Origin of the sequence: Arthrobacter sp. SAFR-044, assembly GCF_051965175.1 — a bacterium.
In the GTDB taxonomy this organism is placed as follows: Bacteria; Actinomycetota; Actinomycetes; order Actinomycetales; family Micrococcaceae; genus Arthrobacter.
Genome location: NZ_JBQCMK010000009.1, coordinates 70,624 through 82,623 on the forward strand (window position 1 = coordinate 70,624; position 12,000 = coordinate 82,623).

A 12,000-nucleotide genomic window follows, 5' to 3' on the forward strand; every position below is an offset into this window, starting at 1 on the left:
TGCTCATGCCTTCCGGGGAAGCTGAATCTGCTTGAATTCGAGGAGTTCCTCGACGCCCTGCAGTCCGCCCTCGCGACCGAGGCCGGACTTTTTGTAGCCGCCAAAAGGCAGGATGTTGCAGACCCCTGCACCGTTGATGGTGATGTTGCCGGCCTGCAGCCGCAACGCGAGTTCGACCCCGAGGTCTTCGTTGTTGGTGAAGACTCCGGCCGCGAGGCCGTAGTCGGAGTCGTTGGCGATTGCGACGGCCTCGTCCAGGTCCTCATAGGTCTGCACGACGGTTACCGGGCCGAAGACTTCTTCCTTCACGACGGTCATGTCCGGCTTGACGTCGGCGATGAGGGTGGGTGAGACGAAGTACCCGGGAAGGCGTGCGGGGCGGTTTCCGCCGGCCAGGATGGTGGCACCTTCGTCCTTGGCGGTCTGAATGTAGCTTTCGATGGAAGCTCGGTGCTCTTCGGTGATGACCGGGCCCATGGTTGTCAGAGGGTCGTTGGGGTCCCCCAGGACAACGCCGTCGTAGATCCTGGTGAGGGTTGAGAGCCACTCGGTTTCACGGGATTTCGGGATGAGTACGCGTGAATAGGTGGTGCAGACCTGTCCTGACTGCATCAGGGAACCGCGCAGGATCAGGGCGTCTGCGCTTTCCGGGTCGATATCGTCGAGGACGATGACTGCGGACTTGCCGCCCAGTTCCAGGGTGACGCCTGCGATGTTTTCCGCTGCTGCCTGCATCATCTTGGTGCCGGAGGCGGTGCTTCCGGTGAAGGAGATCCAGCGGAATTCGGGCCGGGCGGAGATGTCTCCGAGGGCCGCACGGTTACCCGGGAGGAAGCTGACCATGCCGGCGGGGACGCCGGCGGCTTCGATGGCTTCGGCGATGATCCAACTGACTGTTGCCGCTTCGGGGGGCAGTTTCACTACGATGGGGCAGCCGGCCAGGAGGGCGGGGGCAACTTTCAGTGCGGTGAGCATGAGAGTGCCGTTCCAGGGCACGATGGCCAGAACCGGTCCGCAGGGTTCGCTGGTGGTCAGCACGTCCGGGTAGCCGGCCCGGGCTGGGACGAGCTGCGGTTTGTCGTGCAGGTGGCGGGCGTGTTCAAGGTGTTCGGTGAAGACTCCAGCGGTCCTGATGGCTTGGTTCTGCCCGTAGGCCCGCAGGCCTCCGAAGTCGTGGACGTAGGCTTCGACGATGTCGTTGCTGCGGGCGATGATTTCTTCGCCGATGCGTGCCAGGACTTCGCCTCGCTCCAGGTAGCTCATGCGCTGCCAGGGGCTGGAGGTGTGGGCAGTCACTGCGGCACTAATGGCTGCGTCCACATCAGCGACCGTTGCCTGGGGTATGGAGCCGATTTCCTCGGCGGTGTACGGGTTGATGACAGGGATCCGTGGGCGGTCGCCGGCGGGAACCCATTCACCGGCGATGTAGAGCTTGTCACGGGTAAAGAGGTCGGTGCGGGGCGGTGATTGGGTGGCGGACATTTTTCTCCTTTGATGAATCCGTGCTGGGTGGGGTTGGTCAGGGGAAGCGGACGTATTTTGTTTCGAGGTATTCGTTGATTCCCTCGAACCCGCCTTCGCGGCCGAATCCGCTGTGCTTGATGCCGCCGAAGGGAGCTGCGGCGTTGGAGACGATGCCGGCGTTGATGGCGACCATTCCGGCCTGCAGGGTTTCGGCTACTTGCCAGGCGCGTGTGGTGTTTTCGGTGTAGGCGTAGGCGGCCAGGCCGTATTCGGTGTCGTTAGCCAGCGCCAGCCCTTCCTCATCGGTGTCGAAGGGCACGACAGGGGCGACGGGACCGAACGTTTCTTCGGTCAGCAGGCGCGAGCCGGGAGCGACGTCCGTGATGACGGTCGGGGCGTAGAAGTAGCCGGTGTCCCCGAGGTACTGGCCGCCGGTGAGGATCCTCGCTCCGCTGGCCTGTGCTTCTTCCACGCGTTGGGCGACGTCTGCCCGGGCTTTGTCATCGATCAGGGGGCCGACGTTGACGCCGGGTTCGGTTCCCCTGCCCACGACGAGTTGTTCCATCCGGTCGGCGAACCGTTCGGAGAATTCCTGGGCCACGCGCGCCTGGACGTAGAACCGGTTGGCTGCGGTGCAGGCCTGACCGCCGTTGCGGATCTTGGCCAGCATCGCCCCTTCCACGGCCGCTTCGAGGTCGGCGTCGTCGAACACGATGAACGGTGCGTTGCCTCCGAGTTCCATGGACAGGCGGAGGAGCTGGGTTGCGGACTGTTCGACGAGCTTTTGTCCTACCCGGGTGGACCCGGTAAACGTCAGTTTCCGCAACCGGGGATCGTTCATCAGCGGGGCCGTGACAGATGCCGCGCTGCTGGAGGTGATGACGTTCAGGACACCGTCGGGGACTCCCGCGTCGGCCATGATCTGAGCGAACAGCAGCATGGTCAGTGGGGTCTGTGTTGCGGGTTTGATGACCATGGTGCAGCCGGCGGCGATCGCCGGAGCGACCTTGCGGGTTCCCATCGCCAGCGGGAAGTTCCAGGGTGTGACCATCAGGCAGGGCCCGACAGGCTCCTTGAGGGTGATCAGACGTCCGTTTCCGCCGGGGTCGGGCAGGTAACCGCCACCGACCCGTGCGGCCTCTTCGGAGAACCAGCGCAGGTACTCCGCTGCGTAAGTCACTTCAGCTCGGGAGTCGCTGAGGGGTTTGCCCATCTCCAAGGTGATCAGCAGGGCGAGTTGCTCGCTACGGTAAACGACCAGTTCGAAGGCGCGGCGCAGGATTTCTGCCCGTTCGCGGGCAGGGGTTTTCTGCCAGCGGGACTGGGCATTGCTGGCGGCCGTGAGGGCATCAAGTGCGTCCGCTTCGCTGGCGTCGGCGATGCTGGCCAGCGTGGCAGTGGTGGACGGGTCGATGACGGGAATTAGGCCCTCGTTGCCGGCGGCGCGCCACGTGCCACCGATGAACAGCTGGGTGGGGACTGTGCGCAGCGCTTCGGTCTCTGCGGTGTTCGTGTCGGGGGCCTGCAGGGTGTTCTGGGTGGTGTTCATGGGTTTCCTGGTCTCAGAGGCTGGTGGGGCGCTGGCCGGGTTCGGCGCGCAGTGTGTTGAGGATGTAGGACACTTCCATGACGTGCTCGGCGGTCTTCCAGTAGAGGTCCAGAAGTGTCGGTTCCGGCCGGACGAAGCTCGATGGTGCCCAGCTGCCGTCAGGGCGCTGGTTGCGCATGAACCAGGCAGCCATTTTGACGACCGAGGCCAGGGTGTCCGGGTTTGGGGAGACCGCTTGAGCTACGGCGGCGCCCCACCCGAATTTGCAGATCTGCACGGAGGACGCGTCGTTGAATTGTTGCTCGGTTCCGTTCAGGTTCAGGGCCAGGTAGCTGTGGGCCAAATCCATCGGGGAGCGGAGGCCGGTCTGCTGGGAGTAGCCCGCCAGGAAAGCTGCGGCGATGCCCGGCTGGAAGTACGCCTGTCGTTCGGCGGTGAAGTCAACGACCCTGCCGAACGCTTCGTTGGGTTCGAAAGCGGTCACGAGGGTGCCGTGGCGGCGGCTGGTGTAGAGGCGGGTGGGAAGTTCCTGCTGCAGCGCGTACGTTTCCTGGAGCCAGGAGTAGACCCCGTCTGCGGTGTTCCGGTCGCGGGTGACCAGTGCTGATACGCCGAGCTGGGCTGTTTTCAGCATGTCCTGCAGCGGGTCATCGAAAGTCGCATATTCATAGACGCCCCCGCTGTCCGGATCCTGGTAACGCGCCATCGCCGTGTTGACTGCCTCCGCGGTGTCATACCGGCCCAACAGCCACGCCGCGATGGCGATCGGGGACAAGTGGTAGACCGGGCTTCCGGGTGCCGGGGCCGAGGCCGGGCCCTCGCGGAGGTCACCGTCAGATGTCAGGGCGGTGCGTTCGATCCAACCGAGCATCGCGGACGCCACGTCGGGAGCGCCTCCGACGGCCAGAGCCCAAGGGGCCCGCCACCAGGCGTTGGCGCGGTCGGCGCCCTCGGGTGCACCATCGGCGCCTACCCGTTCGGTCAGCCATCGAACGCCACGGTCGCGGCTCTCGGTCAGGTCCTGAAGGTCGATCTCTTCCAAAGTGGTGGGCCACTGCTGTGCAGATGTTGTCGTTGTCATGAGGTCTTTCTCGCTGTCGGTGTAACGAAGGGGCGGGTCTGTCAATGGCTGAGCGCGGGTTCTGCGGCGGTGGATGCCGGAGCGTGGTGTGCTGCTTCGACGGTGAAGTCATCCAGCGGTTCACCTGGCGGGTAGATGCCGATGAACAGTTCGCTGCCGGCTTCGGTCAGCATCAGGCCGGTGCCGGCGATCCGCAGCGCAGGTCCGGAGGAGTCGACGGCCGCTGTGAAGGTGGCCAGCGGGACCCTGGGGGCGTCGGCGTCGCCGCCCGCTATGCTCAGTGTTCCGTGGGGACCGTCGACCAGGATGGCCGGGTCTGCGATGCGCAGGAAGAGGGCGCCGTGGTGTCCGCTGAAGCGGAGGTCGCCCCGGAAGGCCAGGCTCAGCCCGTGATTGGTGGCCTGCATGGCTGACACTTCGAAGGTGAATCCTTCAGTTTCGCTCGGTTCTGCGCCGTCCGTGGCCGAGCACCGGCCGTCGCTTAGACGGGCGACGTAGCGGAGGAAGGACTGCTTCATCGACCATGCGAGCCGCCCAGCCAGCCCTGTTTCCGTGGTGGTGTTCATGATGCCGCTGCTCCCGCGAGCAGTGTGCGGCCTGCGGGAACGAGCAGGTTCTTCAGCGGTTGGGTTTCGTCGGAGGCCAGTTCGACTGGTACGGTGCGTCCCTTTTGCAGTGCCCCTTTGAGGGCGATGAACTCACCTGGGCGGTTGACGCTTTCGACGGCGACGACGTTGTCCCCCGCGTAGTAGAGGATCGTATATTTCTCTTCCGCGGGGTTGCCGCGGATGACATGCCCGGTGGCAGCTGTGGGGGACCCTGCGACCTGCAGCTTCAGGTCGAACTGGTTGGACCAGAACCAGGGCACGCCCATGGCGGGAGCGGCGTGCCCGATGAGCGAGGCTGCCGCGATGCGGGCCTGGTCGATAGCTGTGGCGACGGATTCAAATCTCATTCGTGCGGGGCCGATGCCTGCCTGCGGGTTAGGGACGCTGACGCAGTCCCCTGCAGCGACGGTCCGTCCGTCGGATGCGACGCATCTTTCGTTGACGGTGATGCCGTCGGTGACGTCCAGGCCGAGGGTTTTAGCGAGTTCGACCCTGGGTTCGGCGCCTATTCCAACAACGACGGTGTCGGCGTCGATGATGCGTCCGTCAGCCAGACGGGCGCCGGCTACGTGGCCTTCGCCGTTATCGATGAATGAGGTGACCTGGGCGTGTTCGATGAACCGGATTCCGCGCTTTTCGTGGGAGGCGCGCAGCTGGGCGGCGGTTTCGGCTCCCACGGCCCGGCCGAGCAGCCGGTCGCGGGGGATGGCAACGTCGACGTCCTTGCCCAGGGTGCGGGCGCTTGCGGCCACTTCGAGGCCGATGAAGCCTCCGCCAATGACGAGGACTTTGGAGGCGTGACCGAGCAGGTTCCGGACCCGCGATGCGTCGTCGGCGTCGCGCAGGTATGAGATGCCGTTCAGGTCCTGCCCTGCGGCGGCGAGTTTGCGGACCCGGGTTCCGACAGCCAGTGCCAGCCCGTCGAAGGTCAAGGTGCGGCCGGTGTCGGTGGTGGCTGTTCCGTGGCCGTTGGCATCACGGGTGATGTGGGTGACGCGTTGGTTCAGTTCGAGCCTGATGTTGTTCTGGGCGAAGAATTCCGCTGTCCGCAGGGCGATTTCCTCGTGGTTGAGCTGCGTGGTGAGGAAGGCTTTGGACAGTGGGGGCCGTTCGTAGGGGATGTGCAGTTCGGCGCCGACGATCGTGATGTCGTGTTCGTAGCCGAACTCGCGCAGGCTGCAGGCGATTTGCACGCCTGCCTGGCTGGCTCCGACGATCAGGATGTTGCGGGGCTGGGGGGTGGTCATTGCTGGTACTCCGGGATGGTGACGTGGAGTGGGCAGGTGTCGTCGGTGGCGTGGATTTGGCATGCCAGCCGGGAGTTGTCTTCACGTTCGATAGCGGTGCCTTCTAGCATTTCGTCTTCGAGGTCGGTCATCGGTGGCACACGGTCAAGGTCCGGACCGTCGATGAAGACGTGGCAGGTGGCGCAGGAGAGCACTCCGCCGCATTCGCCGATGATGCCGGGGACGCCGTTGCTGGTCGCGGCTTTCATGACGGTGGTACCGGCGGGCACGTTGAGGGTGCGGGTCTGGCCGTTGTGCAGGGTGTATGTGATTTCGGGCATTGTTCTTTCCTGTCCTACTCAGATGTTGAGGCGGATTCGGGCGAGGACGGGGTCCCCGGGGTGAAGGTTGCGGGGAGCAGTGAGATGCCGTTGACTCCGCCGATCGTGGGGTAACGCACGATTTTGTCGTGTTCGATGCGCAGGTTCTGCAGCCGGGAGGGGATCTCGGAGAGCAGCATGCTCAGCTCGATCTTGGCCAGGGGTGAACCGAGGCACCGGTGCGCGCCGGTGGAGAAGGCGATGTTGTCACGGGCGTTGGCGCGGGTGAGGTCGATGGTGTTGGGGTTTTCGAATTTCTGCGGGTCGCGGTTGGCGCCGGCGAGCCACATGTATACGGAGTCGCCCTTCTTGATCTGCTGTCCCATGAGTTCGATGTCCTGCACGGCCGTCCTGCCCATGCCGGCTGGTGGGGTGAAGTAGCGGAGGAGTTCTTCGATCGCCTGGAGCCGGTAGTCGCGGTCGGTGCGGATCCGTTCGGCCTCTTCGGGGTGCTGGTCGAGCCAGACCAGGGACCGTGCGGTGGCGGACATGGTGGTGTCGAAGCCGCCGAAGACGAGGGCGTTCATCATGCTTTCGCCCTCGTCCAGGGACAGCGGTTCGCCGAAGACGCTGCCGTTGGCCAGTGAGCTGATGACGTCGGTTCCTTCCGCGCCTTGCCGGGACTGGAGGATTTCCCGGAAGCGGGTCCGCAGGCGTGCTTGTTCTGCGTGCGGGTAGGTCGGTTCGTGGGGCTGGGTGTAGGCGCCGCGGTGGGCGGCTGCGGCAGCGTCCTGCCAGTCGTCGGCCGGATAGCCCACGACGTAGAGGGTTGTGCGGGCCGTGACGGGGAGGATGATGTCGTTGATCAGGTCAGCGTGGCCGGTCTCGATGACGGCATTGATGGCTTCGTCAAGGAATTGCCGGGCCACCGGTTCCCATTTGCGGATGGCCCGGGGTGTGAAGAACGGGACTTCCAGGCGGCGGCGCTCAGTGTGCAGGGGCGGGTCGGATTCGCCCAGGTAGAGGCGGTAGGAGTTTTGCGGGATGCGCTGGCCTTTGCCGCCGTTTTCGGTTCCATTGAGGTCATTCACCGAGGTGAAAGACTCCCATTCGGTTCCAACCTGTTGGACTCCTTCCCAGGACCCAACGACCCAGAAGCCTCCGTGGGCTTCGGACCAGGCGATGGCGTTGCCGGTGGCGTGGAGGTCGTCGGCGATTTTTTCCCAGTTGTCCCGGTAATGGGCGGAGCGGTGGTCGAAGTCGATGACGTTCGCGGTGGTGGTCATGAGTGTTTCCTGGCTTTCCTACGGCACCAATGAGGACTTCAGGGCGCCGGTGCGGGTGAGTGCTTCATCGAGGATGGGCAGCATGGCTTCACGGAAGGTCAGTGGGTCATCCGTAGGGGCGAAGTGACTGAGGTTCTTCAACTCGCGGAAGTCCACGTTGGGGAACAGCTTTCCGACGGCCGGGGCTCCGTGCTCGGGGTCAAGCGCGGCCGGGTCGTATTCACCGCCGAGGACGTACAACGGGCTGGTCAGGGCGGCCAGTCCTTCACCGTTGACTGTCAGGTCGTGGCCGTCCATGAAGTAGTCGTTGTCTCCGGCGTATACACCCGGGAAGTTGGACCGGTAGCCCCAGTAAACTTCGCGGCGGTACGGTTCGGGTGCGTTCGGGGAAGTTGCGAAGTACATCCCGGTGCTGACCTGTTCATTGGAGAAGCGGTTGTCCCTGCACCGGTCGTTCCAGGTCGCAATGATGGCATCACCCTTCAGCGGGTTGTCCAGCGTCCCGTTCAGTGCGAAGTAGGCACCGAAACGGTCGCCGTAGTCTGCTGCCAGGTCCAGTGCGAGCTGCCCGCCGACGGAGCATCCCATGAAGAACGGGGAGTCCAGTCCGAGGGCGTCGGAGAATGCAACGATGACCTTCTCGATCCATTCCTTGGTTGGCTTGTAGGCCTCTTCCCACCACCGCAGATCCGTGGGCGGAAGCGACCGGCCGTGGTACGGGAGGTCATAGGCGATCACCCGGAAGCGGTATTGGAATTCGGGATCTGCCAGCTGGTGGCGCCACTGCCGGGCATCGCCGCCGGCCGTGTGCTGCAGCAGAAGCGGGATGTCACCGGTGCCGGCCTCTTCGTAGTACATGCGGTACTCGACGCCGTCGATGTCGATGTAGACGTAGCGTCCGATCGCCGTGTCAGTTTCCTTGAACAAGGCCCGGGACGGTGCTTCGAGCTCGGTTGTCTGGCCGGCCGTGAGAAGCAGAGCGTAGAGGCGTTCGATGGCTGCGGCGTACGGGGCAATCACGGTAGCCGGGTCGCCCAGAATTTCGACACCGTGGCGGCGGGCCCGGAATGCACTCGTGAAACGAAGGCTCCCGCGGGATTCGGCCGCAAAGACCTCGGCGGGAAGGTTCAAACCGAATACGGGGTCACCGACAGGGTCCACGACGGCGCCAATCCGGGCATCTTCGACCAGCAGGTCCATGCTCTCCCCCGCCAGGGTCAGCCTGATCCGACCGTCCATCCCTTTGAGTTTGTACGTGAGCTCAGCGTCCCCGGAGGTGTAGGCGAGTACTTCGGACCGGGTGGGCGAGGCGGTGCTGCTGTTCAATGTGCGCTCCTTCAGCAACGTTGGCGAACTGCGATGTAGACAGTATATGCACATCTGTCAGTGACTGTCATCACGCATTCTGAACTTTTTTGTCAGTAGCTGCCTTTTTCATATTTACTGCCTCAAAAGCAGTATTGCTTTTGTTGGCAGCACCTGCCACAGTGATCGAGCACACACACTTTGGTCGGTGGTCAGCGACGACCACTTGGTCCTGGAAGTCAATGAGGATTGGAACAACATGTCGGACGCAAAGGGGCTGAACCGCATTAGCACCGGCCATTACCCGCCGGTGACGAAGTGGGGTGAAACGAAGAAGGGCTTCCCCACCCTGGTCACAGCCTTCGTTGGCTACGCACTCTCGATGATTACGCTGACGCTGAATTCACTCGGCGCCCTCACACCGGCTCTGGAGGCCGAGCGTGGTTTCGCACGCAGCGAGATCTCCTCGCTTTGGCTGTTCGCCACAGTGGCGATGGTCGTTACCGGCCCCGTCGCCGGGCGGCTTATAGACAGGTTCGGCGGACGCATTGTCGCAGGCATCAGTATCCCCGCTTTCGCCGCCATGCTGTTCCTGATGGGCCAACTGGCCCCGGATATTAATGGCCTCAGGCTGATGTTCTTCATCATGGGGCTGATCGGCGTCGGTGCGATCCCCGTTGTCTACACCCGCGCCATCTCCGAGCGATTCAATCTCAGCCGGGGACTGGCCATGGGCATCATGGCCGCAGGCGCTGGGCTGACCACGATGATCATTCCCACCGTCCTGACCCTGGCGATCCAGCAGGGAGGCGTGGCCCAGGCGTTCACCACCCTGGCCGTGATTGCCTTGATCCCCTTGCCCCTGGTCCTTGTCTTCTTTAGGCCACAGGCGGCAGACCCCCGGGAGGCGGCAGGGAAGACCCACACGGCCGGGGCGAAACGGGACCTTTCGGCGCTGAAGCGTCCGCTGTTCTGGACGATCACGATGATTGTGCCTCTCGTCTGCGGCTTCACCTCGGCCTTGCTCGTGAACTACTACCCGCTCCTGACAGACCGGGGCATGAAACCACTGCAGGCCGCAGCAACACTGGGAGTGCTAGGCGTGGCAACGCTGCTTGGACGTCTCTGCTCCGGATACCTCTTTGATCGATTCCACGCCGGAAAGGTCGCCGGCATCATGCACCTCTTCGCCGCCGCCGCGATCTTGTGGACCTGGTTGGCCCCCGTCGATTTTGCTGCCATCGGCGTGTTCGTCTTCGGCGTCGTCATCGGAGCAGAAGCAGATTTCGCCGGCTTCATCATGAGCCGCTACTTCGGCGTTGCCAGCTTTGGGTTCAATTTCGGTATCTTCTACGTCTTCTACGCACTGTTCGCCGGCGGATCGCAACTGGTCATCGGCCAGCTCTATGCCATCGGCAAGAGCTATTCCCTGCCCATCTGGACCTCATTCTTCGTCGTCCTGGGGGGTGTCATTTTCCTGCTGCTGCTTCCCCGCTACCAGAAGGCCGAAGAGGAACTGGGAGAAATGCTGGAAGATTCTTCCACGCCGGCCGTGACAGAACACGCCTCAAAGCAATGACGGTGTTGGCGGCAAGGGACAGAATCCAGCAACACAACAAACGACCGTGACAGTAGTTGGAGGCCGGACCCGTCGGGTCCGGCCTCCACTACAGATGCGTCTAAGGCACCCTCCAGTCTCAACGACTCGCCTTGACAGTGAAACGGGAGAAAAGGGCTAAGCCACTTGAACGAAAGGAATTAGACAGCTGCGCTCACAGTGGCGCTTGCCAGAGTTGTCGCGAAGAATGACTCAGCATCTTCGAAACGGCTACGCAGAGCCTGCTCGTAATCAGTATCGACACCATGTACGGCTGACTCAACCGCCACCCTGAAGGCCACCGAAAAGGCGATGGCTGACCACAGGGCAGGCCTGGCATCCATCCGGCCGTCCACCCCAAGCCGGTCCGCCATGACCTCCGCCGCACTGGCCTCCCAGGCATGCTGCCGGAGCGTGTAAGCAGACAGAAGCCTCGGCGTGGTCAGAATCAGATGCATCCTCTGCGAGTTCTCCAAATGAGGGAGCCGCTCCAGGCCCACGAACGCTCGCACGAAGGCCTCCACAGGAGAGACCTCGGAGGGGACTGCCCTCAGCTGCCGATGCATAGCCCCGGCAATGTCATCAATCCAGTCCAGCGCGACATCTTCCTTCGTGGCGAAGTACCGGTAAAAGGTTCGCTCCGAAATGCCCGCCTCCGCCGCGATCTGCGAAATGGCCACCTCATCAAACCCCTCCCTAAGGAAGAGTTCAAAGGAAACAGAGCGAAGCTCATCCCTGATCTGCGTTTGCTGGCGCTCACGCAGACTCATACGCTCCCGGACCATGGATTCCTCGCTTCAGGATGTCAGTATCTGTCATTAAGACAGTACCGCGCTTCTTGCTGCCGTGCTACATCCCATCGTCTGCTGGGGAGCTGTCTTATCCGGTCGGAGCTGGCCTGACCCGACGTAATTCAAGGATCTGACCGTGCGCTGCCGCCAAGGCTGCCTCGAGCTCAGAGATCTTTCGTCGGCTAAAGGAGCGTTCTTGAGCAAGCTTCGACGTGAGGGTCCTGATGATGCTGTTGTTGTCCTCCAATACGCCACCAGGCTCTCGCTGGGCAGAGGCCGGTCGAGATGCAGGCAATGGTTCTTTCGTGCAAGTCCATGATTCTCTCGCGCAGCTCGGCTGTGAGGTAGAGGAAGTCCTTTGATACTCCGGCCTCAACAGAGACCGTCTGAAAGCTGATTGGACGGGCTTTCAGTAATTCTCGTAGGCCTTTCTCGGCCTCCAAGACTGCCTGCTCACGTTTGGACTGTGCCGCCCGGCGCAGATTCTCCCCATTTTCCTCTGCTCACTTAGCCGAACCCTGGCCGGGTGCACGTTCAATGTCGGAACCAACTCTGGCAGCCGCGCCCGCTCCCCCGACGGGGCAGTCTGATAGGAGGCCCTCGTCCACAGGCTCGCCAGCGAGGGCCGGACCCCATTAGAGATCCTCGGTCACCGCGTCCTCGATCCGAACCCCGGCGTCGCCGGCACCCCGGAGCAGGTCGCCGACATGCCTCAGGAGGGATGAATGCAAGCGTCACCGACGGCTTCTCGATCCTCATTGACGACCTGCACG

Annotated in this window: 10 protein-coding genes; 1 reads left to right on the forward strand and 9 read right to left on the reverse strand. The window is 63.1% G+C overall.

Translation table 11 applies throughout. From position 1 onward, the window contains the following. Positions 1-3 precede the first annotated feature (3 nt). The 8 genes from ACTHQS_RS14690 to ACTHQS_RS14725 are packed head-to-tail and all read right to left on the reverse strand — an operon-like array spanning position 4 to position 8,860. Positions 4-1,482 carry an aldehyde dehydrogenase family protein gene (locus ACTHQS_RS14690; RefSeq protein ID WP_440170286.1) on the reverse strand — a complete coding sequence of 493 codons (1,479 nt, stop codon included), beginning with the start codon at positions 1,480-1,482 and terminating at the stop codon, positions 4-6. Positions 1,483-1,519: 37 nt separating this feature from the next. Continuing rightward, positions 1,520-3,013, reverse strand: a complete 1,494-nt coding sequence (locus ACTHQS_RS14695; protein ID WP_440170289.1) for an NAD-dependent succinate-semialdehyde dehydrogenase — start codon at positions 3,011-3,013, stop codon at positions 1,520-1,522. Positions 3,014-3,026: 13 nt separating this feature from the next. After that, the gene (locus ACTHQS_RS14700; RefSeq protein WP_440170291.1) at positions 3,027-4,094 is read right to left on the reverse strand and encodes a hypothetical protein; all 1,068 of its coding nucleotides are present in this window, start codon (positions 4,092-4,094) and stop codon (positions 3,027-3,029) included. Between the two features lie 41 nt (positions 4,095-4,135). Next, positions 4,136-4,660 carry an HtaA domain-containing protein gene (locus ACTHQS_RS14705; RefSeq protein WP_440170294.1) on the reverse strand — a complete coding sequence of 175 codons (525 nt, stop codon included), beginning with the start codon at positions 4,658-4,660 and terminating at the stop codon, positions 4,136-4,138. After that, positions 4,657-5,949, reverse strand: a complete 1,293-nt coding sequence (locus tag ACTHQS_RS14710) for an NAD(P)/FAD-dependent oxidoreductase (RefSeq protein WP_440170296.1) — start codon at positions 5,947-5,949, stop codon at positions 4,657-4,659. Before ACTHQS_RS14710 ends, ACTHQS_RS14705 begins: the two co-directional genes overlap by 4 nt. Further along, entirely contained in the window at positions 5,946-6,269 is a 324-nt protein-coding gene (locus tag ACTHQS_RS14715; protein ID WP_440170299.1) for a 2Fe-2S iron-sulfur cluster-binding protein, read from the reverse strand. Before ACTHQS_RS14715 ends, ACTHQS_RS14710 begins: the two co-directional genes overlap by 4 nt. 14 nt (positions 6,270-6,283) lie before the next feature. Next, a complete protein-coding gene (locus ACTHQS_RS14720) occupies positions 6,284-7,534 on the reverse strand; it encodes a cytochrome P450 (RefSeq protein WP_440170301.1) in 1,251 nt (416 codons plus the stop codon). Positions 7,535-7,552: 18 nt separating this feature from the next. Next, entirely contained in the window at positions 7,553-8,860 is a 1,308-nt protein-coding gene (locus ACTHQS_RS14725; RefSeq protein ID WP_440170303.1) for an alpha/beta fold hydrolase, read from the reverse strand. 187 nt (positions 8,861-9,047) lie between these two features. On the opposite strand from ACTHQS_RS14725, the gene ACTHQS_RS14730 reads away from it, so the two are divergent. After that, the gene (locus tag ACTHQS_RS14730) at positions 9,048-10,418 is read left to right on the forward strand and encodes an MFS transporter (RefSeq protein ID WP_440170305.1); all 1,371 of its coding nucleotides are present in this window, start codon (positions 9,048-9,050) and stop codon (positions 10,416-10,418) included. A 179-nt stretch (positions 10,419-10,597) separates the two neighbouring features. Here the strand turns inward: ACTHQS_RS14730 and ACTHQS_RS14735 are convergent, their stop codons facing one another. Continuing rightward, the gene (locus ACTHQS_RS14735; RefSeq protein WP_440170307.1) at positions 10,598-11,206 is read right to left on the reverse strand and encodes a TetR family transcriptional regulator; all 609 of its coding nucleotides are present in this window, start codon (positions 11,204-11,206) and stop codon (positions 10,598-10,600) included. Positions 11,207-12,000 lie beyond the last annotated feature (794 nt).

What these genes read in the sequence shown, in the direction of transcription:
- ACTHQS_RS14690 (WP_440170286.1), bottom strand. Translation starts at nt 1,482, where the DNA reads ATGTCCGCCACCCAATCACCGCCCCGCACCGACCTCTTTACCCGTGAC.
- ACTHQS_RS14695 (WP_440170289.1), bottom strand. Translation starts at nt 3,013, where the DNA reads ATGAACACCACCCAGAACACCCTGCAGGCCCCCGACACGAACACCGCA.
- ACTHQS_RS14700 (WP_440170291.1), bottom strand. Translation starts at nt 4,094, where the DNA reads ATGACAACGACAACATCTGCACAGCAGTGGCCCACCACTTTGGAAGAG.
- ACTHQS_RS14705 (WP_440170294.1), bottom strand. Translation starts at nt 4,660, where the DNA reads ATGAACACCACCACGGAAACAGGGCTGGCTGGGCGGCTCGCATGGTCG.
- ACTHQS_RS14710 (WP_440170296.1), bottom strand. Translation starts at nt 5,949, where the DNA reads ATGACCACCCCCCAGCCCCGCAACATCCTGATCGTCGGAGCCAGCCAG.
- ACTHQS_RS14715 (WP_440170299.1), bottom strand. Translation starts at nt 6,269, where the DNA reads ATGCCCGAAATCACATACACCCTGCACAACGGCCAGACCCGCACCCTC.
- ACTHQS_RS14720 (WP_440170301.1), bottom strand. Translation starts at nt 7,534, where the DNA reads ATGACCACCACCGCGAACGTCATCGACTTCGACCACCGCTCCGCCCAT.
- ACTHQS_RS14735 (WP_440170307.1), bottom strand. Translation starts at nt 11,206, where the DNA reads ATGAGTCTGCGTGAGCGCCAGCAAACGCAGATCAGGGATGAGCTTCGC.